A 23,634-nucleotide genomic window follows, 5' to 3' on the forward strand; every position below is an offset into this window, starting at 1 on the left:
TCGGTAAATGTTAATTTAACTCGGTAGACTGAGTCTCTATAATTAAAAATATAAAAGAAATAATGATGATGAGAAAAAACCAGACAACAGCACTTTTCATGCTGATATTTGGCCTGCTAGCAGGTATTTTTTGCCACCACTATATCGATAAGCAATGGCTAGAGAGAGCAGTCAGCTACGAGCTTTATGCTAACCTCGATGATCAACTCGCTTATAAATTTAAAGGCAAAGAGATACTCGTAGGAGAACTCACCCCTTACCAGCTCTCCCCTTTATCCCAAGATAATCTTGAAACCGATCCGCTCATTGATCAGCAATGGGTACAGGACTCTCAAGGGACGATACGTTTACTCAAACCTGCATTTCACTTTGGGATCTGGTCGCTACTGCCCGCTTTCATTACGGTCTGTTTATGCTTACTGACTCGTGAACCTCTGGTATCACTATTGACTGGCATCATAGTGGGGGCGTTTATGTTGGGACAATTCGATGTCGTCGATAAAGTCCTCATTCCAAACTTAGCCAGTGAAGGCACAGCAAGCTTGTTACTACTCTATCTGTGGCTGCTTGGAGGATTATTAGGCATTTGGACCAAGACTGGTGCAGCACAAGCTTTTGCTGACTACATGGCCAAACATTTTGTTAAAGGGCCTAAAAGTGCCAAATTAGTCACTTGGCTTCTTGGCGTACTCTTTTTCCAAGGTGGCACCATGAGTACTGTGCTTGTTGGCACAACGGTTCGCCCTTTAGCTGATAAAGCCAAAGTGAGTCACGAAGAGATGAGCTATATTGTTGACTCTACCGCCTCCCCCATCGCGGCAGTGCTCGCTTTTAACGCTTGGCCTGCTTATGTTCAAGCCCTCATTTTTGTACCCGGTGTCACCTTTCTTGCCACTGAATCTGATAGATTAAGTTTCTTCTTTAGCAGTATCCCCTTTAGCTTTTACGGTATTTTTGCCGTCATAGGCACCCTACTGCTCAGCTTAAACATCACTAAGTTTTCAGGAAAGCGTATACAACAAGCTCACCAAAGAGCGGCAACCACAGGCCAGCTTGATGCTCCTGGCGCTAGACCTTTGAGCGCCAAAGAGCTACAAACCGTTGCAGTACCCGCTAATTATCGACCTAATATGCTGGAGTTTGTTGTGCCTTTAGCGTGTTTAATTGGTATTGCGATAGGCACTTTTATAGCCCTAGGCTCACCTAAAGTTAACTGGGCATTCACCGCTGCGTTGTTACTTTCTGGTGGTATTGCACTGATTAAAGGAATGAGCCTGAATGATCTTATTGATGGGTTTGGCACTGGACTTAAGGGCGTCGTACTCGCTTCAGTGATTTTAATGTTGGCAGTGATCATCGGCAGTATTAGTAAGCAGATTGGAGGCGGACTGTATCTAGTGTCACTCTTAGCTGAACAATTACCCTATTGGCTGGTGCCATTAACCTTGCAGTTGATCACCATGATCATCGCTTTTTCTACCGGCACCAGTTGGGGAACTTATGCTATCGCCTTCCCTCTCGCAATGCCGCTAGCATGGGAAATATCCCAAGTTCAAGGGCTGGCCAACCCAGAGCTTTACTTAATGGTCTGCTTTGCCACGGTATTAAATGGCAGTATCTATGGCGATCAATGCTCGCCCATCTCAGATACTACCGTGTTGAGCGCCATGACAACTGGCTGCGATCTCATGGACCATGTAAAATCCCAAATAGTCCCCGCATCACTTGCAGCCGCAATGGCAGCGATCCTTTGGACTGCTTTGGTGTACTTCTTTGTTTAAGGCAAAGGGGATTTATTCAATGATAAAAAGGTAAATACATGAGACTGAGACACATTGAGATATTTCACGCCATCTATACCACTGGATCTATCACCAATGCAGCGAAAATTCTGCACGTGTCTCAACCCTCTGTCAGTAAAGTACTGTCACACGCCGAACTGCAATTGGGGTTTCAACTCTTTAACCGAGTAAAAGGACGATTGACCCCTACCGAAGAAGCAAAAATGTTGTTCGATGATGTTGATAAAATCTATCAGCAATTGAGAACCATTAAAAACACCGCTAACAATATTAAGAAATCAGAGTTTGGTAGTATCAAAATTGGGCTTACACCGGCACTCGGGTTTGACAGTATTCCAGCTGCAGTGGCCAACTTTCATCGTGATCATCCAGCTGTGAATATTCAGTTACAGACCATTCACAATGAATCTGTGATGCATACCCTGCTTGAAAGGAAGTGCGACCTTGCCATTGTCTTCTCCCCGGATAAACAACCCGGCCTCAATGAGATAGAACTGGCTCGTTCAGAGCTCACCATCGTCTACCCCAAGGCACTGTTTCCACACTGCCCCACTAAACTGTCTTTTGCTGAACTAAGCGAGCATGAATTTATCGACATTGGGGATAGTGGCCCACTTGGGGATCTACTCTGGACGCGAATGCTTGAGGAAAATGTCAACATAACGCCCAATATTCGGGTGCAAACCTATTTTCTTGCAGCCAGAATTGTGGCGCAAGATATTGGCCTATGTGTGGTGGATAAATTTACCGCCCTTGGCAATCTATCCCCAAATACTGCAATGGCTTCATTCGACCCACCATTAGAATTTAATATCAGTGCATTACACTTAGAGAACAACAATTTATCTTCTGCTAACAAAGAGTTTTTAAGTTATTTAACCAGTGTAATATCATAGCGTTACCAGAACCTATAACCTTGAGTTATAGTCATGGTAACTCTTTCAAATTTATCCAGATAATAGATCCGCTAAGCTGTAATTAATCACAATTACACTTAATAACAAGGGTCATCATCTCATGATAAAAGCTCCCTACCTCCTCTTTATCGGCGATGCCACAGACAAACTCTCGATCAAAATGGCACAAGGCGCTGTCGACTGGAGTCCAGATCAATGCTTAGGCGAACTCAGCGTTGCTGGTTGTACCGTCACAACTGGTTTACCGCAAATCTCAATCGCTCAAGCCGCAAGAATGGGAGCTAAATCATTTGTACTCGGATTTGCTAATAGCGGCGGCGTACTTGATGCCAAATGGCACGATGTGATTAAGCAGGCGCTAGAACAGGGCTTAGATATTGTCAGCGGATTACATGAGAAACTGACTGACATTGATTCTTTATCTCAACTTGCTAGTAACTTAGGCAGACAACTCATTGATATCCGCCATCCCCAACAATCATTTAAAACAGGGACTGGCGAAAAACGCAGTGGAAAACGCTTACTGACAGTCGGCACTGATTGCTCAGTAGGAAAGATGTACACCTCATTGGCTTTGGAAAAAGAGATGCAAGCCCAGCAACTTGATGCAGACTTTAGAGCAACGGGTCAGTGCGGGATCCTGATTAAAGGTATGGGAGTGGCTATCGACTGTGTCGTGTCTGATTTTATCTCTGGTGCAACGGAGTCATTATCCCCCGATAACACGAGTGAGCATTGGGATATAATTGAGGGACAAGGCTCGCTATCGCATCCTGCCTTTGCCGGTGTCAGCTTAGGCTTACTCCATGGATCGCAGCCCGATGCCATCGTGGTATGTCACGCCCTTAACCGTAGCCATATGCGCGGATTGCCCAATAGTCAGTTCCCCTCCATTGCTGACACCATCAACTTAAACCTACAGGCTGCAAAGCTCACTAATCCCAATGTCTATGTCGCTGGTATCGCAATAAACACCTCAAGTGTCACTATCGATAAAGGGCAGGAAATCTGTCGTGCTATCAGCCAAGAGTTCAACTTGGCTTGCACCGATCCTCTACGTGACGGTGTGGCAAGTATCGTGAATCACTTGCACCGAGCCCCAACTAAAGCCATAACGGCTAATACTGATTCGGCCATAGCTAATCGTTCAGAACTAGCAGCAATGGTGAAAAGAGCATGATCAGCTCAACTAAACTGCTCCACATTCACGGTGACGATTTTGAGCTACTCGCCATTCAACAATCAATTCCTCTTAAACAGGTCTTTAGAATTGCTCGCGGTGCTAAAACATCTGCACAGGTGATTGTGGTAATGATAAAATACCAAGGACTTGTCGGATGGGGCGAGTCTGTCCCCTATCAGCGATATGGAGAAACCATCGAAAGCACTATATCCGCCATCAAAGCGGTCAGTACTCATGCTAAACGGTTTACCGAGTTTGCCGACACTATAAAAGCCCATAGCCAAGGTGCTGCGCAAAACGCACTGGATTGTGCCTACTTAGATCTCCAAGCGAAATTAACCGGTAAAGCAATAGAGGTTCGCTTTAACCTGTCAAAAACACAAACTGTGATCACGGCGCAGACCTTGAGCATAGACACTCCTGAAGCGATGGCTGAAGCAGCAAAACCGTTCGCAGAAGCACCGTTAATCAAGGTAAAACTCGATAACATCGACATTATTGAAAAGATGACCGCTATCCATACTATGGCTCCTCATAGCCAGTTTATTGTGGATGCGAATGAGGCATGGTCTATCGAAGATTTACGACAATGTGCAGATGAACTTGCTGCGCTAAACGTGGTACTGATTGAGCAACCCTTACCCACAGGGAAAGATGAAGCACTCGCAAGCTTACATATCGATATTGCGCTGTGCGCCGATGAATCTTGTCACACCGCCAAGGATCTTCCTTCGCTGTTAGGCAAGTATGATGTTGTTAATATCAAACTTGATAAAACCGGTGGGTTAACCGAGGCGGTAACACTCGCAGCACAAGCCAAAGTCATGGGTTTTGACATCATGATCGGCTGCATGGTGGGCAGTTCATTGGCCATGGCACCGGCATTTTTACTGAGCCCTTTTGCTAAATATATTGACCTTGATGGCCCTTTGTTAGTCAAGGAGGACAGGCTGGTGAGCTTCGATATTGATAATGGCCTCATGCAGCCCTTTAGTAAACAGCTTTGGGGAGGAGTGAGCCATGAGTGCAACATTGAAGCAAATCAACTGTTTGCACTTTATTCATAAATAACTTCCTTTCAAACTAAAACGGCTAGACGATCTTATGCTCACCTAGCCGTTTTTTATTCCATTTATCAAGATATAGAAACTAGTTAAATTGCACCACCACAGGCTCCGATGGCGCTTTATTGAAACCAATCACACTCGCTTGCGTCTCGCCAAAATGAAAACCATTAGGCTCAGTATTACGACTATAAGCGCTTTGCCACTCGATTAAAGAGAAGTCATCAAATGCAATGATTGAGTCCTGTGCCTGATGACCTTGAGCTTTAGGTATTATCTCAACTAACACTCGATAGCTTTTATAACCAATCCTTGGAGAGTTAAAGTCAGCAGTGATAGTCTGCCAATCTCCCTTACCCGATACGTTAATGGATTGAATTAACTGTTTTTCACTGTTTTCAAAGGCATCAAAGAGCTTTTGACGTGTTTTACGCCCTTGCCAGTAAAAATTTAGCGTCACTGGTTTAACCGTATTAACCCGTGTTTGCACTGTCATCGGTGAACTGGCGTTATAAACACGCCTAAAGTGCTTCATGCCTAACCAGGCGCGATTATCTACAGTTAATTCAAGGCTAGTATTACTGCTTAGCTCATTCTTCTTTTGACTCTCGCCTAAATTTAATCGATGGCTTTTGGCATCAATCAGCCAAGTGCGATCCCTAGTATCAAAATCAGCATAGTGTTCAAAGTCGCTGCCATTGATAAGATTAACCCCAATTCGATACTGCAGTTGTTCATCCTTCATCACAACGCCTGTGAGTCTGTCGCCCCAATGGGAGGAGGCAAGACTAAAGAGTTCATCTTTACCACTAGGCTTAACTGTCTTGCTGTATTTCGATTTGAGGGTCTTTTTATTATCAGACTCGATAACACCATGACCTCCAGATGCGCTGACATAAGTGTTTCGCTTTGCTGAAAGCTCAGATAAACGCTTCATCACATAATGTCGCTGTAAACCGACAGCTGGAGTGGGTTTGTAACCCTTTAGATAGATTGGAACCATCTCAGCGCGGTGAAACTGACCCTCATCAAGCCATACGTACAAGATAAAACTGAGTTGCGTCGAGTTAAAATTTTGATCGAATATGAAGTTTCCCATGGAGTAGGCAATCAAACGGTTTTGGTACAATTCCAGCCCTTGGGCAACATGAGGATGATGGGCGATAGCCAGAGATGCACCCGCATCAATCGCAGATTTAAGCCTTTGTTCTGTCACCCCTGTAGGCTCGTTTTTATACTCTAAACTGCCATGGTATTGCACCACAGTATGGCGACTGGCTTTTGTTTCCCGCATCACGGTAGAAACGATGTTCTCTAAACTGCCGTACGCGGCGCCGCCATGATCAGCTGTCGCTGCTTGACCTACTTTCGCACCGCCTTCCCACCCGACATACCCCAGCATAGAAAATGGCTGACCATTGATTGTCTCTCTGTGAGCTTTTAATGCATCATTAGATGTTTTACCCGCTCCTGAATAGCCGAGTTGGCTCTGTAAAAGGTGTTTCAGTGTGGAGTCTAGTCCAGACTCTAGATAGTCATAGGTGTGATTGTTGCCTAAAGTCACGTAGTCAATTCCAGCCCAAGTGAGTGCTGATAACAACGCGGGCTGACTAAAGAACACCACAGACTTTTTAGCCTTCTTCTTAGGTGTCTCGTTAGCTATTTGAGTCTCAAGATTAACAGCAGCAAGATCTGCCAAACTCATATATGGCTTCATCTGCGCCACGACTTGTCGACTGTCATCTAACAGGCTTTCATCATGAAGTAGCTCAGCATCATCAAAGTAAGGCTTAAAAAAACGTCTACCCATCATGACATCACCGCCAAATGCCAACATGACTCGGCCCGCCTTTTTTTCTGTCAATATGATAGCCGGAATACTGTCGCTGTTTTGCTGCAACTCACTCAGACTGAATGAGTGGACAGAAGAATAAAATCCTTGGGCATCAAATGTTAGCTGAACTAACGACTCAGACAGCTTGATGGTAAAGCGCCCATCAGCATCTGTGGTTACACTTCGAGAGCTTGATTTGGTTAACCCTATGACCAGAACCTCAACAACCGCACCTTTGATCGGGCGTGAGGCATCATCGAGCACTTGGCCTTGCACAGTGGTGTCACTGCGTACCGGCAGACTAAATAGCGCAATGAAGAGCGAAAAAATAAGCCAGGTGATCTTAATATGTGTAGAGGTAATCGACATATGGATTGATAATGCTATTGTTGTTATTGTTAACATTTACAATAAAAGAATTAACACGTTATCGCCAGCAATCAAGATGCCATTTGATACTCAATGCATACCCTAAGGTTATGAATCACTCTCTTCGACTTGCTGAAAAATAATCCTGTACCGCTATTTTAGTGTCCACAATTCAACAGCTTCGAATAATTGTCTTGATTTGGAATTAGATATTAGCTTTACTAACTGTAAATAAAGAATAATTTTCTTGGAGTGAAGGTGCCAGATAAAACAGCATTAGTTCTTGGCGGTGGTGGTGCACGTGCGGCTTATCAAATAGGCGTGCTAAAGGCGATAGTTCAGTTCTATCCTAGAAATCATGGCATCCCTTTTAAGATCATTTGCGGTACGTCTGCAGGTGCAATTAATGGTACATCCATTGCCACACATGCATCTTGTTTTCATTTAGGCGTCAGAAAGCTCGAATGGGTTTGGCGTAATTTTCGTACCGAAAAAGTGTACAGCGCATCCATGTCTGGCGTGTTAAAGCACTTAAGCAAAATGCTGCTCATGAGCGTACAAGATGACAAGGTTAATACCAATGCTGGCAGCTTATTTAACAGTGAGCCACTGCGTGGCTTACTCAATGAGTTAATCAATTTTTCTCGCATTGACAGAAATATTGGCAGCGGTGCGTTAAGCGCATTGAGTATCGATACCTCCTGTTATAACTCCGCTCGTTCCGTCACGTTTTTTCAAGGCAGTCATAATATATCCGAGTGGCAAAGAGATAGGCGCAGTGGCCAGCGTACTCAGTTAAATACCGATCACTTGCTTGCCAGCTCTGCCATTCCGTTGGTTTTCCCCTCGGTAAAGCTGAATCAAGAATATTACGGCGATGGCTCTGTCCATCAACTTGCTCCCCTAAGCAGCCCTATACACTTAGGGGCGAAAAAGCTCTTTGTCATCAACCTCGAGAGTCCTCATAAACAACTTTCTCAAGAGTTAGATCATCACCCAAAAACTGCCACCATAGCTGGCCATCTACTGGATACCATCTTTTCAGATACATTAAACAGTGACTTGGAACGACTAGAGCGGATCAACAATACCCTCTCTTTGATCCCCAATGAAGACAGTAAGAAGCTCCCTTTAAGCAATATTCAGACGTTAGTGATTAAACCCAGTGAAGACTTAAGTAAACTCGCTTCTCGTTACTATAATGAGATGCCCTTTGCGGTAAGATCAATGCTAAGGCCCATAGGCATTAATCAACAGACAGATTCGAGTATCGTCTCTTATCTGCTTTTCGAGCGTTCCTATTGCAGTGCCTTGATTGATTTAGGTTATCAAGATGCCATGTGCCAAATCGATGAGATTCGAGATTTTTTTGAAATAGAGAAATGATGCTAGTCTAATTGCTTCATGATCATGCTTGCAGCAGCCACTCCCCAGACTTTATACAAAGGCTCACTTGGGTGAAAGCCGTCTTTCGCCATACCGGCTTTCTGTAAGTCATCGTCTTGATGAAGAGCGCCACTTAAATTGATAAGACCGCACGCTTTATTAAGGCCTACAAACTCCTCTAAACTGCGATTGAAGGCTTGTGCTCTTTGACCTAAAAACCAGCGTAATGGATGGGGTAATAAGGGGAAATTCTCCATCGGAGGCACTGAAGTAAACCAGATTCTTTTGGTGTGAAATTGGCTTTGAAGTTGTTGAGTCAATAGCTGTAGTTGCTCCTGCCATTGTTGCGATCTCAAAGGACTAAGGACATCATTCACACCGATTGAAAGCAACACCACATCAAACTGCTTGCCCTCTATTTTCGTTAGCTTTTCGATAAGATCTGTTGTGGTGTTTCCAGATTGAGCCACGAGAGACCAAGTGACACAGTATTGCTTAGCCAATTCTTGAGTAATGTACCCAACCAACGCCTGATCTTGGTGATCAACACCAACACCCGCTGCGGCAGAATCACCCGCCACCAGAAGACTTAGTGCAGCTCCTTCGCCTAGCGTGCCACATCGCTCACCATTAGCCTCTGGTAAAACGAGGCTTATCCGGCGGACATACAACCCCTGCAAAGCGAGCAGAGGCGCAAGACAAACCAACACCATATAACGAAACATCAAGTTCCTTAGTTTGTAAATATACAGTCAAAAAACGAGCCTTAACTAGGCTGCGCTGTCTGGGCGATATACTTATCAACTAAACGTTCAAGAATATCTAAAGGCACGGGGCCATTCTTTAAGACCACATCATGGAAATCCCGCAGATTAAACTTATCTCCTAGGGCTGATTGTGCTTTATCTCGCAGGGCTAAAATCTTCATCATCCCGACTTTGTAAGAGGTCGCTTGACCTGGCATCACGATATAACGCTCAATTTCGGAGATCACATCACTTTGAGCCATGCCCGTATTGAGTTTCATATAATCAATGGCTTGCTCACGGGTCCAACGCTTTGCGTGGATCCCAGTATCGACCACTAAACGTACCCCTCTGAATAGCTCCGCCTGCAATCTGCCAATGTTATCAAAGGGATCATCTTGAAAACCTAGCTCCCAAGCGACACGTTCAGAATACAGTGCCCACCCTTCGCTATAGGCGGTAAATGGAGCCATTTTACGAATAAAAGGCATCCCCTCTAGCTCCATAGCAACAGCAACCTGAAAATGGTGACCAGGGATCGCTTCATGGTAAGCCAAGGTCCGCATACCATATTTAGGTGTCGCTTTTATGTCGTACAAATTAGCAAAGAAGCGACCCGGACGACTGCCATCAATTGCAGGTTGCTGATAATAAGCGCCTGGTGCGGTCTTTTCTTTAAACTCAGGTATCCGAACAACTTCCATTCCGGCTTTTGGACGGATTCTAAACGCATCATCCAGACCCGCATTGATCTCATCAAGAATTGTTTGATAATCAATTAGAATCTGAGCTCGACCAGCATCACTGTCTTCATAATAAAACTGCGGATCTGCGGCCAAGGTTTCAATTGCTGCAGAGAAGCCATTTGCAATATCAAATCCTTCGCTCTCTAAGATGGTTAATATCTCACCTTGAATACGCGCTACTTCTGCTAAACCCATGTTGTGGATTTCATCAGCGGTGTAGTCAGTTGTGGTGAAAAAGTTCAGTGCGAGTTGATAAGCTTCATCTCCATTAGGAAGACGCCATAAGCCATCGTCATTACCAGATTTATCAGCCAAAGCAGCAAAATAGTCGATAAACAAACCATAAGCTGGATAGACATACTCACGAATATTGTCCTCAGCTAAACCTAATAACTCAGCTTGCTTCTTAATTGGAATGTCTTGAGCATCGGCCAATTTTGTTTTCAAAGAAGTGTAGAGAATATTGTCACGAATTGGTGTCTCAACAAACTCAGTCATCTCAGTTAACACGCGATCGATAACGAATCGAGGGGGAATGATCCCGTTGTGTTCTCTGATCCTGAGGCCAAGCAGATTCTGTTCGAATTTAAGTTTTACTTTCTCTAATCTAGAGAGGTAATTTTCGGCATCTTCAACGGTTTCAACCCGATGTTGGGCTTCCATAAAACTAGGATAGCCATTTTGGACTCCGAACAACTGATTAACGGGGTAATTATGATAACGGTAGGTTTCGGCTCTGGCAGAAAAATCGAGAAGATACAATGCGATCTCTTTCGATAATTGCTGATTTTCATCTAAATCAGCGTCTTCATAGCTCAATAAAGTTTCATGTATGACCTCAAGCTCGTCAAACAACTCATCAGCCTTTTCTGGTCTGTCATCATCAAGATCGGCATTGTGGCCTTTGATACCAACCGACTCAAGGAAACCTAAGGAAGTTAAGGTTTCAGGACTATCAAAAGCAATTTTGATTAACGTTCGATCTAAAAAAGCACGAAAGAAAAATGGCTTCTTGGCGTACCACTCATGTGTCGCGAGTGCCGCACCTGAAACAAAGAGGATTAATAAGGCTAATCCAGTGTATTTTAATATTTTTTTAAACATGACAATCCCTGTTGCTGTCTATTATCGCAACTAGGCTAACACCATACTCAAAAATTTAACAGACTGACAACCATTGGTTAAAGTAACAAAGTATTGATGCCATCAATTTTGAACTCGCTAAGGCCACTTATCCTTGCAATAAGTAGTTTTCAGCTTTCTCAATACGTCTAGGTTTACCTAACAGAATAAGTATATCAGCGGAGCGAATGACCCAATCAAGTTCAGGTTTCTCAATTTCAGCACCATTACGCCTCACAGCCCTAAGCTCGACCCTCAGTTTATCCCAAGGAAGCTCAGCCAAGGTGAGCCCAACTGCATATGCCCCTTTCGGTAAAGAAACAGCGTGAAGATGTTCTAAAGTGAAGTCGGTTTCCGATCCAGAAAAGAATCCATGTAGATATTGATAATGATTACGACGTTCAAACTCAAGGCGTTTTAAGATCCGTGTTAACGGCACTCCACATTGATAAAGCACTTGAGAGACCAACATTAAACTGCCTTCTAAGCTTTCTGGTATCACTTGACTCGCACCAGCAGCTTCGAGTTCTGCCAAGTTACTGTCATCACGTGTGCGCACCAAAATCTTGGCATCGGGCGCCAAGTAACGACATAAAGGCAGTACTTCTTCAAGTAAGCGGCCATCGCTGAAGGTCAATACGATCAACTTAGCCTCTTTAATTTTGGCCTGTTTCAAAATACTTCGTTTACAAACATCGCCAAAATAGACTGGTTCTCCTGCTTTTCTGGCCTCTGAGACCCGAGTAGGATCGAGATCCAACACCAAGAAAGGTACCGCTTCAGTCTTCATGAATCTAGCGATTGTTTGGCCGACACGTCCGTAGCCTAAGATCAGCACCAGATCCTTTTCCTGATTTTCATCCTTTTCAATACTGGGAACAATTAAGGGCGCTTCAATCTCTTTCGGTCTTGCTCCCTGCATTATGCGAGCAATATCGAGGCTATGGCGTACCAGCCAAGGAGCAAGTGCCATAGACATAACTGCGACCATAACGAGCTTTGTACTTAACACGATATCAAGTAAGTTGTAATTCACCGCTAACGCCAGCACGACGAAACTAAATTCCCCCACCTGTGCCAAAGTCAACGCGGTCGCGACAGATATACCAAACGACTCCTTCGCAAACCTAAGCAACGCAAATATCACTAACGCTTTACCCAAGATCACGGCGAATAATAAAATTAAGATCTCTCCCCAAAAATCGATCACCAAAGAGAAATCCATTAGCATACCGATTGAGATGAAAAAGAGTCCCATGAGGAGATCCCTAAAGGGACGAATGTCCGCTTCGAGCTGTCCCTTATACTGACTTTCACCTAACAGCATTCCCGCCAAGAACGCCCCTAATGCCATCGATAGCCCTAACCAATGGGTTAGAGCACCAGTGAGCAGCGCAACCACTAAGGTAGAAAGCATAAAAAGTTCATTGGAACGCGAGCGCGCGACTTCATCAAACATTCTCGGTAAACCCCATTTACCGAATGCCATCAAGGCGGCAAAAATTAGCACCCCCTCAGTCATCGCCCAGGCAACACTGCTAAAAGAGAGCACGTCGCCACCTGAAGCTAGCAGGGGTAACAAGATTAATAGGGGGACAACAGCTATATCTTGGAAAAGAAGCACACTGACAGACAACTCTCCATGTCTGCGCCTTAACCAGCCTTGCTCGTTAAGCAATTTTAATACGATGGCAGTCGATGAGAGCGCAATAGCAGATCCCACCACAATAGATTCAACGATAGTAAATGAACTCAGAAGAGCGATACAGGTTGCCAGCACCATAGTAATGATCATCTGAGCACTACCTAGCCCAAATACAGTTCGTCGCATGGCCCACAATCTAGGTAATGAGAACTCAAGCCCCAGACTAAACATCAGCAGTACTACACCCAGTTCTGCTACTGATTGCATCTGATGTTGGCTAAACCAATTGAAACCTGAAGGTCCGCTTATCACACCTGTGAGCAGATACGCCAAAATTGCAGGTAATCCTGCTCGTCTCAATATAGCTATGGAGATAATGGCAATGACAAGCATCATGAGTACTTGGATAAGAAAACTGTGTTCCATGCTAAACGCTCCATCAGTCAAAAAACTGACTAACCTATTTTACTACCGACACCCGAAAGATTAACTGAATGACAAATAAAGACAAATTTAATTAACAAATATTTAGGCACGCATATTGCTTGTGTCTATTCATTGTAGAGGATTTATAAATTATTTAAGTCCGCTTAATATGGAGTACTTGTTATGGACTTTGGCCTAGCGACAGAGTTTTCACCTGAAGAATATCGATATCAGCCTGAAGTACGTCAGCTAACTGATCTTGAACCTGACTTAGTGAAAATAATTCAACACCTACATGAAAGTTTAGATCCTCGGACAGTTTTTGCCTGTTTTGGCAAAATAATGGGACAACACCTGCCGATTGAAGGGATAGAGATGACTTTTAAGCATCACCAATTTCATTGGGGAAGCCATCAAGGCATCAAGGTGCTACAACAGGTTAACTTCTCTGGTGATGTTTGTCATTTAAACTATGTATTGAGAAAACCGCTAACGCCCTCTCAATCACAACGACTAAGTGCGATACAGACACTGGTGTTATTACCGATGTTTAATGCGATTAAATATCAGGAAATCTCCAGAAAAGCCATGTATGACTCACTGACTAATCTTGGTAATCGCCACTACTATTCCGAAAGTTTAAAGAAAGCCATTGCGACGTCAACTCGCCATGAAAGTCCGCTTTCTATCGTCATTTTAGATCTTGATAATTTCAAGCAACTCAATGACAACCACGGCCACCTACTTGGTGATAAGGTACTTGCAGAGTTTGGTCAATTGCTCGCATCAGCGATAAGGGATACTGACCAAGCCTTTCGTGTTGGAGGGGATGAGTTTGTTGTCATCGTAAGAGGCGATTCCAGCGCAGCTAGCATATTATGCGAACGGGTACTGTCGTCCATCTCTACACACAGCCTATTTGAAAAGTACCAAGCTGAAACCAGCTTAGGTGTATCACAGTGGAGGGAAGGAGAAAGTGCAGCAACTGTGTTTGAACGTGCTGACAAGGCGTTATACCTTGCCAAATCAGACGGCAGACGTTGCTTTAAAATAGCCTAGAGTTAAATCGAGTAAAACAACACTGACAAATGTGCGCGTTAAATAAAAAACTAAATTAGCTTACCAAAAAGAGTAAGCCTTCTGAGCCCTTAGCGCTCAAGTATGATTTTTCAATCCAATACCCTACGGCGCAAACGAGCCTTTCATTATAAAAAATCAACGGCACTCTTGCTCTCTCCCAAGGGGGTACACCATACTCCTGCCATAACTTTTTTAACTCCCTGCCCTGTTGCCTATTGTGTGGTCGACACCGTGTGCTACCGACAGCAGAAAAACGAACACTGACCACTTCATCAACTTGCGGCATTCGAACCGTCTCTCGATCTAAGGCGTTAGTTATGATTAATGTTTTTCTATCTGAAAGGCAGATAGCAAGTTCTTCAGGCTTGATAAGCTTGGATTTAGCCTCATCCAACATCAATGGTAATCTAGCTGTATCTATCTCAAGTGAGGATGTGGAAACTTGATCACGCTCATCCTGATTTATCGAAGAGAGATAAGCGCTATTGTTAAAACGCCTAACCAACATGTCGCCAATTTTAAGTTCGATATTAGCATCAGACTTAGCGTGCAAGAGTTGATTCAGTAGTTGCTCAAGCTGCACCATAGAGGGGGGAGCGAATCCAAGTTGCTCAACGTATCCTCTAAAAAGTAATGCCTGCCAATTTGGTTTTTGTTGACCAAGTAAAACAAGATTTAAGACTGTGCCACTTCCATGCACCACGACTTCAATAAACTCAGGTAAGCGAAGACTCACCTCTTCATCAATCACACTTTGCTGCTGGCCACACAATGCAGCACTACGACTGGCCGTGGTCGCAATCGCGCTCCATCTTGATTTGAGTTTAGGAATGATCTCCAGACGTAAAAAGTTCCTGTCATACTTATCATCACAGTTACTCTCATCTTCAATATGCTGCAAATTAAGACTGGCAGCCTTGGCTTCTATCTGCTCACGGCTAATACTAAGTAAGGGCCGTGACAGCACTTTATCACCATCGAAGGTTTGGACAGCGCCCATCGCCGATAGCCCTTTTGGCCCCAAGCCTCGCTTTAGTGCTAGCAATACCGTTTCTAATTGGTCATCTAAGTGATGTGCAGTTAACAATAAGTCTCCGCTATCCATTAGCGACTTAATCGCCTTGTAGCGGGCATTACGCGCCTCAGCTTCGATACTGAGCCTTGGACCTGTGTTAACCTGAACCCGAACAATCTCAATTGGCAATTGATATTGCGATGCTTGCCTTTGGCAATGTGTCACCCACATATCAGCATTCTTGCTAAGTCCATGATGAACATGCACCAACAGATAACGATATTCGGGGTGTAGCTTGGCATAGCATCCCAGTCCTTGAGCTAGAAGCTCTGAGTCGACACCGCCACTGTAAGCGAGCACTAACTTTGCACCAGCATCAATAGAAGCAGCGTTAACGCTTGCTTCAATTAAGGCTGCTATATCAAATTCAACAAGCGCCATATTAGAACAATATCCTAACCTTGCCAGCGCCTGTTAAGGTCTCTAATGCAAGCATTAACTCATCTGTTGGGTTCACTCGCCAGCTATTACCAAGCTTAAACTGGGCTTTCACTTGTGGCTGGGCGTAATTAACGACGACAGGTACCGCACCGTTTTTCCAAGGTTCAATGGCGCTTTGGAATTGATTAAGCCAATCAGGTGAAATAGCCTGACTCTCCAAATCAACTTCAACCGCACTGGCAAAGTGACTACGTGCTTCACCCATGTCGATAATGTTTCTGGCAGTCATACGATTACCGCCGGCAAAATCATCAAAACTGACTTCACCTTCGATAATGAGAATTCTGTCTTTTTCTAAAAGGTGATTAAACTTCTCGAATGCCTCGGTAAATAACATCACCTCGAGACGTGCACTCTTATCATCTAAGGTTACAAGTCCCATCTTTGAGCCACGCTTAGTCATCATCACACGAGTGGCGACCACAAGCCCTGCTGCCTTCATGGTTTTGCCACGTTCCGTCGGATGTATGTCTTTAAGACGGCATGATGTGTAGTGCTTTAGCTCTTTCAAGTATTGATTAATAGGGTGACCAGTAAGATACAAGCCTAATGTATCTCTCTCCCCTTCTAACCACACTTTATCGGGCCAAGGTGCGCATTCAACAAACTGTTGTTTTACATCTTCTTGATCCGAGTTTAACAGGCCAAACATATCATGCTGACCAATCGCTTCCGCTTTGGCATTTTGATCCGCTGCGCGTATCGCTTCAGGCAAGGTGGCCATCATGGCCGCACGATGCGGGCCTAAAGAATCTAACGCGCCGGCATAGATAAGCTTTTCCATGATGCGTTTATTCAGTTTTTTCAAATCCACACGGGCACAAAAATCGAATAGATCCTTAAATGGACCATCTTTACGCGCCGCAAGAATGGAATCAACCGGGCCATCACCCACCCCTTTAATCGCACCGATGCCGTAAACAATTTTGCCCTCTTCATCCACATTGAATTTTAGTAAACCCTTATTCACGTCTGGCGGAAGCAGTGGCATCCCCATACGTTCACATTCGTCAACTAGAATCACAATTTTATCGGTGTTATCCATATCGGCAGACATTACCGCTGCCATAAATTCAGCCGGATAATGAGTCTTTAACCACAGTGTTTGATAGGAAACCAACGCATAAGCAGCTGAGTGAGACTTGTTAAAGCCGTAACCAGCGAACTTCTCCACCAGATCGAAGATCTTCATCGACAGTTCGCCGTCGACACCGTTATTTATTGAACCCTCTTCAAACGTACCGCGCTGCTTGGCCATCTCCTCAGGTTTCTTTTTACCCATTGCACGACGAAGCATATCCGCTCCACCGAGTGAATAACCCGCAAGAACCTGAGCAATCTGCATGACCTGCTCTTGATAGAGAATAATGCCGTAAGTGGGTTCGAGCACCCATTGCAAAGAATCATGCTGGTATTCAGCATCTGGGTAAGAAACGGCTTCACGGCCATGCTTACGTTCGATAAAGTTATCTACCATGCCCGATTGAAGTGGGCCAGGTCTAAATAGTGCCACCAGTGCAATCATATCTTCAAAGCAATCAGGCTGAAGACGCTTGATCAAATCTTTCATACCGCGGGATTCAAGCTGAAATACCGCAGTCGTTTCGTAACGTTGTAACAATCTAAAACTGGCTGGATCGGTCAGCGAGATCGATTCAATTCTAATGCGCTCTTCGCCCAACTTATCTTTCTTTGCATTGACCATCTGCAATGCCCAATCGATAATGGTCAGTGTTCGCAAACCCAAGAAATCGAATTTAACCAGACCCGCGGTTTCAACATCGTTTTTATCAAATTGAGTAACGGGGTTGAGGCCTTCTGCGTCGCAATAGATAGGCGCAAAGTCGGTGATCGTCGTTGGGGATATAACAACACCACCGGCGTGCTTACCCGCGTTACGTGTGACACCTTCAAGTATGCGACACATGTCGATGAGGTCTTTAACTTCCTCATCAGCGTCATAAGATTCCTGCAGCGTAGGCTCAACCTCGAATGCCTTGGCCAAAGTCATCCCAGGCTCAGCAGGTACCATTTTTGAGATCCGGTCAACAAAACCATAAGGGTGTCCTAAGACTCGACCCACGTCTCGGATAACCGCTTTTGCGGCCATGGTTCCGAAGGTAATAATCTGTGATACCGCATCACGGCCATAAAGCTCGGCCACATGATCGATCACCTCATCGCGTCTATCCATGCAAAAGTCGATATCGAAATCCGGCATAGAAACACGTTCGGGGTTAAGAAATCGTTCAAACAGCAATTCATATTCAAGTGGATCCAGATCGGTAATTTTAAGCGCATAAGCCACTAATGACCCAGCTCCTGAACCACGACCGGGACCGATAGGAATATCTTGATCTTTACCCCACTGAATAAACTCCATTACGATAAGAAAATAACCGGGGAATCCCATCTGGTTAATAACCTTAAGCTCAATGTCCAAACGCTCATCATACTTAGGCCGCTTCTCAGCTCTAACGTCAGGATCTGGAAACAGGAACTCAAGTCGTTCTTCAAGCCCTTTTTCTGATACCGCAACCAGAAACTCTTCAATCGAGAGATCACCTGTTGGAAAGTTAGGAAGGAAATACTCGCCTAATCGCACCGTCACATTACAGCGTTTAGCAATCTCGACCGAGTTTTGAATGGCTTCAGGAATATCTTCAAACAGTTCGCACATCTGCTCACTAGTTTTGAAATACTGTTCAGCACTGTATTTTTTAGGTCGACGGGGATCGGCCAATGTAAAGCCGTCAGAAATCGCCACTCTGATCTCGTGTGCATCAAACTGCTCTGGTTTATTGAACACCACTTGGTTTGTTGCCACGACAGGTAAGTTTTTGGCTTCAGCTAATTCAACAGCCATGTGCAGATAACGTTCTTCGTCAGGACGTCCTGTTCGAAGAAGTTCTAGATAATATCGGTCAGGAAAGTTGGTTTGATAGAACTCCACCAACGAATCCACTTGAGACAAGTTACCTTTCAATAAGGCCTTGCCTATGTCACCTTGTTTGCCACCTGAGAGTAAAATCAAGCCTTCACTGTATTTAGCTAACCAGTCTTGATCGATAACCGCTTTATCATCGATATGTCCCCTAAGATAGGCATCACTGATTAGTAAGGTTAAGTTTTTATATCCCTGATTGTTCATCGCCAAAACCGTAATGGCACAAAGCTCTTTTTCAAAGCTAGGCACTTTGACCCAGAAATCAGATCCGATAATGGGTTTTATCCCAGCCCCGTGGCAACCTTCGTAAAACTTCACGAGGCCACACAGGTTAGTTTGATCTGTCAATGCTACAGCTGGCATGCCTAACTCAGACACTTTTCCTATGATCGGCTTAACCTTCGCCAGTCCATCAGACATGGAATAATCACTGTGAACACGTAAATGGACAAAACTGGGATCAGACATAGTACCTATAACTTATAAATTTGGGATGACATAAGTAAAGAGAGATTAACAGAGTCAATCTCACCTAGCTAGCGTGCAAGTAGATAGAACAGAATCAGCTGAAAACGGGTGAAAGAAAGAGCGTTAACTGCGCTCAATACGCTCTCTTACAGGTTTAAAGCTTTTACGATATTCAGGAAGTACGCCGTACTGTTCAAGAGCTTCAAAATGAGCTTTGGTTGGGTAGCCTTTGTGCTTGGCGAACCCATATTGTGGATGCTCCATATCAAGCAGATCCATCTCTCTATCACGAATGACTTTAGCGATAATCGACGCGGCACTGATCGCAGCGATAAGCCCGTCACCTTTTATGACTGCGTGTGCAGGGATAGGGCTACCTGATTGCTCGCCATGATGAAAAACAGGTGTACGATTACCGTCAACTAACACGGATAGCGGTTTAATCTCTAATCCCGCCACAGCTCGCTGCATCGCCAGCATAGTAGCATGCAAAATATTTAGCTCATCGATCTCTTCAGGGGTCGCATGGCCCACGCTGATGCTCAGCGCTTTTTCGTGTATTTCAACAAATAGCAATTCACGTTTTTTTTCAGTTAACTTCTTAGAATCATTCAATCCAGTAATCGGATTATTAGGATCTAAAATAACAGCAGCGGTGACCACATTCCCGACGAGTGGCCCACGACCAACCTCATCGACTCCAGCGTGAAGTTCACCACATAAGCTCTCTATCTGCTCAGGTGTAATACCTTTAAAAACAGCCATATAATCTAACCAATACCTTAACCATGTATATTACGAATGAATCAACTTTATCACGGCCTCTGCAGCTCGATCACTGGCGTTACATCTCAGATTTTTATGCAGTGCCAAAAACTTATCGTGCAGAGGAGTAAAGTCAATATCAAGTTGCTTAGAAACAGCATTAGCGATGAGCTCTGCAGTGCAGTTTTCCTGAATCAGCTCAGTCACCAGATCTTCACCGGCCAGCAAATTGGGCAGAGAAAACTTATCAATCTGCATCATACGTCTGGCGATACTGTATGTCAGCGCATTAACGCGATATGCCACCACCATAGGGCGTTTAACCAGCATAGCTTCAAGCGTCGCAGTACCCGATGCCAGTAAGATACAATCAGCAGCTGCCATCACTTCACGTGATTGTCCCTCAACTAATGTGATCTCAAGATCCGGTGCATGCTGTTTCAACGCTTGTTCAAATTGTGTGCGTCTCTTAGCATTAACCAGCGGTGTGACAAAACGAATATCTGGGTATTTTTGTTTGATAATACTGGCAGCTTTAACGAAAGGTTCAGCAAGCTGTTTTAGCTCTCCACCTCGTGAACCTGGCAATATTGCTAAATATTCGACATAGGGATCGAGCCCTAAACTCTCTCTGGCAGCTAATTTATCGCTGACTAAATCAATGTCATCAGCAAGAGTGTGCCCAACAAATGTACAAGGAATGTCATGCTTATCGTAGAAAGCCTTTTCAAATGGCAGCAAAGATAGCACCATATTGGTGGCTTTCGCTATTTTGAAGATGCGTTTAGGACGCCATGCCCACACGGATGGACTGACATAATGAACCGTTTTAATGCCACGATTTTTTAACTTTAACTCTAAACCAATGTTAAAATCAGGTGCGTCGATACCGATAAAGCAATCTGGCTCTATAGCGCAAATCTCATCAATCAAGGTTTTACGTACTTTCAATAACCTAGGCAGACGAGAGAGTACTTCTACTATTCCCATGACTGCTAACTCTTCAAATGAGAACAGAGACTCGAAGCCTAGGGCATCCATTTTAGGCCCGCCAATCCCGACAAAACGAGCATTGGGATACTGTTTTTGAAGTGCCTTTATCAAACCAGCACCTAAAATATCTCCGGATAGCTCTCCGGCGACCATGGCAAAAGTGGGAGGTGTTACTTCACTCATAGGTTCGGATCTTAGATTAAATGTTTAAAAATAGGTAATACCAATCTGCATTAACATCGTTCACTTCAGTGCGTGCAATTCAACACGAAATGACAGAAGAATATAAAATAGAAAGCCCGTAAATTTACGGGCTCTTTGATATACTTTTTATATTTGTAACTAGCGGATAATGCCACGATTGGAGTTAGTCACGAAGTCGATTAACAACTTAACTTGCTCATCATCAGACTCTTCAGCCAAAGCAACTAATGCTTCTTCAACTGTATGCCCCTTACGATAAAGGGTCTTGTACGCTCTGCGAACCGCTATTTGGCTCTCTTTAGAGAAACCACGGCGCTTCATTCCTTCGCTGTTCAAACCACGAGGGATACCAGGCTGACCCGATGCCATCACAAAAGGAGGTACATCTTGTAAGATAAGAGAGTAGCCCGCAGTAAACGCGTGAGCACCAATATGAACAAACTGATGCACGCCAGTTAAGCCACCTAAAATAGCCCAATCGCCTACGTGCACATGTCCTGCAATAGACGCATTGTTAGACATAATTACATTATTACCAACAACACAGTCGTGGGCAATATGAACATAAGCCATAAACAGGTTATTTGACCCTATGCGTGTCTCACCTTTATCTTGGGTCGTACCGCGATGAATAGTGACAGATTCACGAATAATATTATTATCACCCATGATTAAACGTGTCGCTTCACCTGCGTACTTTTTATCTTGGCAATCTTCACCCACAGAGGCAAATTGAAATATTTTATTGCCCTTGCCTATGACAGTTGGTCCCTTCACGACAACGTGAGAACTCAACCAACAATCGTCACCAATTTCAACATCTGCACCAATATAGGTCCATGGACCGATAGTGACATTGTTACCAATTTTGGCATCCGGGTGAATATACGCTAATTTATCTATCACTTCTTAATCTCTCTACGTGCACACATGATTTCAGCCGAGCAGACTAACTCGCCATCAACCTTAACAATACCTGTGAACACCCCAATCCCTCGGCGCTCTTTCACCATCTTAACTTCGAAATGTAACTGATCGCCAGGCTCAACAACACGCTTAAAGCGTGCCTTATCAATACCAGCAAAATAGTATAACGAATCTTCAGCAGCCGCTTCCATGCTTTTATAAGCTAGAATACCTGTTGCTTGAGCCATCGCTTCTAAAATAAGTACACCAGGCATCACAGGTTGAACCGGGAAATGTCCCTGAAAGAAAGGTTCATTGATAGTGACGTTTTTAATCGCATGCAACGATTCACCGGGTGTATAATCTAACACTCGGTCAATCAATAGAAATGGGTATCTATGGGGCAAACAGTTTATTATCTCTTTGATATCCATAGTATTTAATTGTTCAGACACTCAATATTCCTCAAACCACCTTTTAGGCAGTTAATCCTCAGTTTTAACGTTTTTCTCTAGCTTTTTAACACGTTGAAATAGCTCGTCTAATTGCTTAAACCTAACCGTATTTCTACGCCATAACTTATTCGGCATCGCCACACTTGTTGAGGTGTAAACACCAGGCTCACGAATAATACTGGTGACGTTCGTTCCACCAGAAATATGCGTCCCGTCCGCTATGGTTAAATGGCCAGCAACAGCACTATTGCCGCCTATTATACAGTATTTACCAATTTTAGTGCTGCCAGCAATGGTAGAGTTACCTGCAATAGCGACATTTTCGCCGATCACATCGTTATGAGCAATCTGAACTTGATTATCGATAATAACACCATCATGGATCTCGGTATGCTCAAGCGCACCGCGGTCAACGGTGGTGCTGGCACCAATTTCAACACGATTACCGATGCGTACACCACCGGTTTGTGGAATTTTAATCCATTGACCACGCTCATTCGCATAGCCAAAACCATCAGATCCAAGTACTGCACCTGAGTGGATAATACAATCTTGTCCCAAATGCACATTATGGTAAATGGTGACATTAGCCCAAAGACGAGTGCCAGATCCAAGAATAGATTCCTGACCAATGACGCATCCAGGCCCTACTTGTACATTCTCACCTAAGATAACATTTTCACCAATGACGGCATTAGCGCCAATCGCAACACCTTCACCTAAGCTAGCACTTGGGTGGATCACTGCAGTAGCATGGATACCATCAGCTGATTTGGGTGTGTTATCTAACAGTTGAGCAATGCGGGCAAATCCAACATAAGGATCATTTAAAATCAGTGCATTTCCCGTAAAGCCATCAAGTGCTTTCGGAGAGATCAATACAGCACTCGCTTGAGTTGTCTCAAGTTGTACACGGTACTTTGTATTCGCTAAAAAAGAGAGCTGCCCTTGGGCAGCGTTTTCAAGTGTTGCGACACTGGAAATAGCCAGTGTCTCATCACCTTGAATCTCAGCGCCGAGAACTTCTGCAAGCTCTCTTAACGTGTAGCATTTCATCAAT

17 protein-coding genes are annotated in these 23,634 nt (G+C 44.2%); 6 read left to right on the forward strand and 11 right to left on the reverse strand.

What is annotated here, in order from left to right; genetic code table 11:
- The first annotated feature begins 65 nt into the window (after positions 1-65).
- The 4 genes from FN961_RS10790 (at position 66) to dgcA (ending at position 4,969) form a co-directional block, all read left to right on the forward strand.
- Positions 66-1,781 (forward strand): Na+/H+ antiporter NhaC family protein, encoded by a 1,716-nt coding sequence (locus FN961_RS10790; RefSeq protein ID WP_144040269.1) that lies wholly within the window; start codon positions 66-68, stop codon positions 1,779-1,781.
- Between the two features lie 38 nt (positions 1,782-1,819).
- Positions 1,820-2,698, forward strand: a complete 879-nt coding sequence (locus FN961_RS10795; protein WP_144040192.1) for a LysR family transcriptional regulator — start codon at positions 1,820-1,822, stop codon at positions 2,696-2,698.
- 121 nt (positions 2,699-2,819) lie between these two features.
- Complete coding sequence (gene dgcN / locus FN961_RS10800) at positions 2,820-3,899, forward strand: N-acetyltransferase DgcN (RefSeq protein WP_144040193.1); 1,080 nt, start codon at positions 2,820-2,822, stop codon at positions 3,897-3,899.
- A complete protein-coding gene (gene dgcA, locus FN961_RS10805) occupies positions 3,896-4,969 on the forward strand; it encodes an N-acetyl-D-Glu racemase DgcA (RefSeq protein ID WP_144040194.1) in 1,074 nt (357 codons plus the stop codon). Before dgcN ends, dgcA begins: the two co-directional genes overlap by 4 nt.
- Before the next feature lie 82 nt (positions 4,970-5,051).
- Here the strand turns inward: dgcA and FN961_RS10810 are convergent, their stop codons facing one another.
- Positions 5,052-7,169, reverse strand: a complete 2,118-nt coding sequence (locus tag FN961_RS10810) for a CapA family protein (protein ID WP_185972772.1) — start codon at positions 7,167-7,169, stop codon at positions 5,052-5,054.
- A gap of 258 nt (positions 7,170-7,427) precedes the next feature.
- Here FN961_RS10810 and FN961_RS10815 point away from each other — a divergent pair, with 258 nt between their 5' ends.
- Positions 7,428-8,555 (forward strand): patatin-like phospholipase family protein, encoded by a 1,128-nt coding sequence (locus tag FN961_RS10815; RefSeq protein ID WP_144040196.1) that lies wholly within the window; start codon positions 7,428-7,430, stop codon positions 8,553-8,555.
- A 2-nt stretch (positions 8,556-8,557) separates the two neighbouring features.
- Here the strand turns inward: FN961_RS10815 and FN961_RS10820 are convergent, their stop codons facing one another.
- The 3 genes from FN961_RS10820 to FN961_RS10830 form a co-directional block, all read right to left on the reverse strand.
- Positions 8,558-9,280 carry an SGNH/GDSL hydrolase family protein gene (locus tag FN961_RS10820; RefSeq protein ID WP_144040197.1) on the reverse strand — a complete coding sequence of 241 codons (723 nt, stop codon included), beginning with the start codon at positions 9,278-9,280 and terminating at the stop codon, positions 8,558-8,560.
- Between the two features lie 41 nt (positions 9,281-9,321).
- A complete protein-coding gene (locus FN961_RS10825; protein WP_144040198.1) occupies positions 9,322-11,151 on the reverse strand; it encodes a DUF885 domain-containing protein in 1,830 nt (609 codons plus the stop codon).
- A gap of 127 nt (positions 11,152-11,278) precedes the next feature.
- Entirely contained in the window at positions 11,279-13,240 is a 1,962-nt protein-coding gene (locus FN961_RS10830) for a monovalent cation:proton antiporter family protein (RefSeq protein ID WP_144040199.1), read from the reverse strand.
- 183 nt (positions 13,241-13,423) lie between these two features.
- On the opposite strand from FN961_RS10830, the gene dgcS reads away from it, so the two are divergent.
- Positions 13,424-14,299, forward strand: a complete 876-nt coding sequence (dgcS, locus tag FN961_RS10835) for a diguanylate cyclase DgcS (RefSeq protein WP_144040200.1) — start codon at positions 13,424-13,426, stop codon at positions 14,297-14,299.
- A 55-nt stretch (positions 14,300-14,354) separates the two neighbouring features.
- On the opposite strand, the gene tilS is transcribed toward dgcS, so the two are convergent.
- The 7 genes from tilS to lpxD all read right to left on the reverse strand — a co-directional run bounded on the left by tilS (position 14,355) and on the right by lpxD (position 23,630).
- Complete coding sequence (gene tilS / locus FN961_RS10840) at positions 14,355-15,776, reverse strand: tRNA lysidine(34) synthetase TilS (protein ID WP_144040201.1); 1,422 nt, start codon at positions 15,774-15,776, stop codon at positions 14,355-14,357.
- A 1-nt stretch (position 15,777) separates the two neighbouring features.
- Entirely contained in the window at positions 15,778-19,251 is a 3,474-nt protein-coding gene (gene dnaE / locus FN961_RS10845; RefSeq protein ID WP_144040202.1) for a DNA polymerase III subunit alpha, read from the reverse strand.
- 123 nt (positions 19,252-19,374) lie between these two features.
- Positions 19,375-20,016 (reverse strand): ribonuclease HII, encoded by a 642-nt coding sequence (rnhB, locus tag FN961_RS10850; RefSeq protein WP_144040203.1) that lies wholly within the window; start codon positions 20,014-20,016, stop codon positions 19,375-19,377.
- Positions 20,017-20,046: 30 nt separating this feature from the next.
- The gene (gene lpxB / locus FN961_RS10855) at positions 20,047-21,192 is read right to left on the reverse strand and encodes a lipid-A-disaccharide synthase (RefSeq protein WP_144040204.1); all 1,146 of its coding nucleotides are present in this window, start codon (positions 21,190-21,192) and stop codon (positions 20,047-20,049) included.
- Between the two features lie 159 nt (positions 21,193-21,351).
- On the reverse strand, positions 21,352-22,119 hold the full coding sequence (lpxA, locus tag FN961_RS10860) for an acyl-ACP--UDP-N-acetylglucosamine O-acyltransferase (RefSeq protein WP_144040205.1): 768 nt from the start codon (positions 22,117-22,119) through the stop codon (positions 21,352-21,354).
- Positions 22,116-22,574 carry a 3-hydroxyacyl-ACP dehydratase FabZ gene (gene fabZ / locus FN961_RS10865; RefSeq protein WP_144040206.1) on the reverse strand — a complete coding sequence of 153 codons (459 nt, stop codon included), beginning with the start codon at positions 22,572-22,574 and terminating at the stop codon, positions 22,116-22,118. Before fabZ ends, lpxA begins: the two co-directional genes overlap by 4 nt.
- A 30-nt stretch (positions 22,575-22,604) precedes the next feature.
- On the reverse strand, positions 22,605-23,630 hold the full coding sequence (lpxD, locus tag FN961_RS10870; RefSeq protein ID WP_144040207.1) for a UDP-3-O-(3-hydroxymyristoyl)glucosamine N-acyltransferase: 1,026 nt from the start codon (positions 23,628-23,630) through the stop codon (positions 22,605-22,607).
- Positions 23,631-23,634: the final 4 nt, after the last annotated feature.

Source organism: Shewanella hanedai (assembly GCF_007197645.1).
Classification (GTDB): domain Bacteria; phylum Pseudomonadota; class Gammaproteobacteria; order Enterobacterales; family Shewanellaceae; genus Shewanella; species Shewanella hanedai.

What these genes read in the sequence shown, in the direction of transcription:
- FN961_RS10790 (WP_144040269.1), top strand. Translation starts at nt 66, where the DNA reads ATGATGAGAAAAAACCAGACAACAGCACTTTTCATGCTGATATTTGGC.
- FN961_RS10795 (WP_144040192.1), top strand. Translation starts at nt 1,820, where the DNA reads ATGAGACTGAGACACATTGAGATATTTCACGCCATCTATACCACTGGA.
- dgcN (WP_144040193.1), top strand. Translation starts at nt 2,820, where the DNA reads ATGATAAAAGCTCCCTACCTCCTCTTTATCGGCGATGCCACAGACAAA.
- dgcA (WP_144040194.1), top strand. Translation starts at nt 3,896, where the DNA reads ATGATCAGCTCAACTAAACTGCTCCACATTCACGGTGACGATTTTGAG.
- FN961_RS10810 (WP_185972772.1), bottom strand. Translation starts at nt 7,169, where the DNA reads ATGTCGATTACCTCTACACATATTAAGATCACCTGGCTTATTTTTTCG.
- FN961_RS10820 (WP_144040197.1), bottom strand. Translation starts at nt 9,280, where the DNA reads ATGTTTCGTTATATGGTGTTGGTTTGTCTTGCGCCTCTGCTCGCTTTG.
- FN961_RS10825 (WP_144040198.1), bottom strand. Translation starts at nt 11,151, where the DNA reads ATGTTTAAAAAAATATTAAAATACACTGGATTAGCCTTATTAATCCTC.
- FN961_RS10830 (WP_144040199.1), bottom strand. Translation starts at nt 13,240, where the DNA reads ATGGAACACAGTTTTCTTATCCAAGTACTCATGATGCTTGTCATTGCC.
- dgcS (WP_144040200.1), top strand. Translation starts at nt 13,424, where the DNA reads ATGGACTTTGGCCTAGCGACAGAGTTTTCACCTGAAGAATATCGATAT.
- tilS (WP_144040201.1), bottom strand. Translation starts at nt 15,776, where the DNA reads ATGGCGCTTGTTGAATTTGATATAGCAGCCTTAATTGAAGCAAGCGTT.
- dnaE (WP_144040202.1), bottom strand. Translation starts at nt 19,251, where the DNA reads ATGTCTGATCCCAGTTTTGTCCATTTACGTGTTCACAGTGATTATTCC.
- rnhB (WP_144040203.1), bottom strand. Translation starts at nt 20,016, where the DNA reads ATGGCTGTTTTTAAAGGTATTACACCTGAGCAGATAGAGAGCTTATGT.
- lpxB (WP_144040204.1), bottom strand. Translation starts at nt 21,192, where the DNA reads ATGAGTGAAGTAACACCTCCCACTTTTGCCATGGTCGCCGGAGAGCTA.
- lpxD (WP_144040207.1), bottom strand. Translation starts at nt 23,630, where the DNA reads ATGAAATGCTACACGTTAAGAGAGCTTGCAGAAGTTCTCGGCGCTGAG.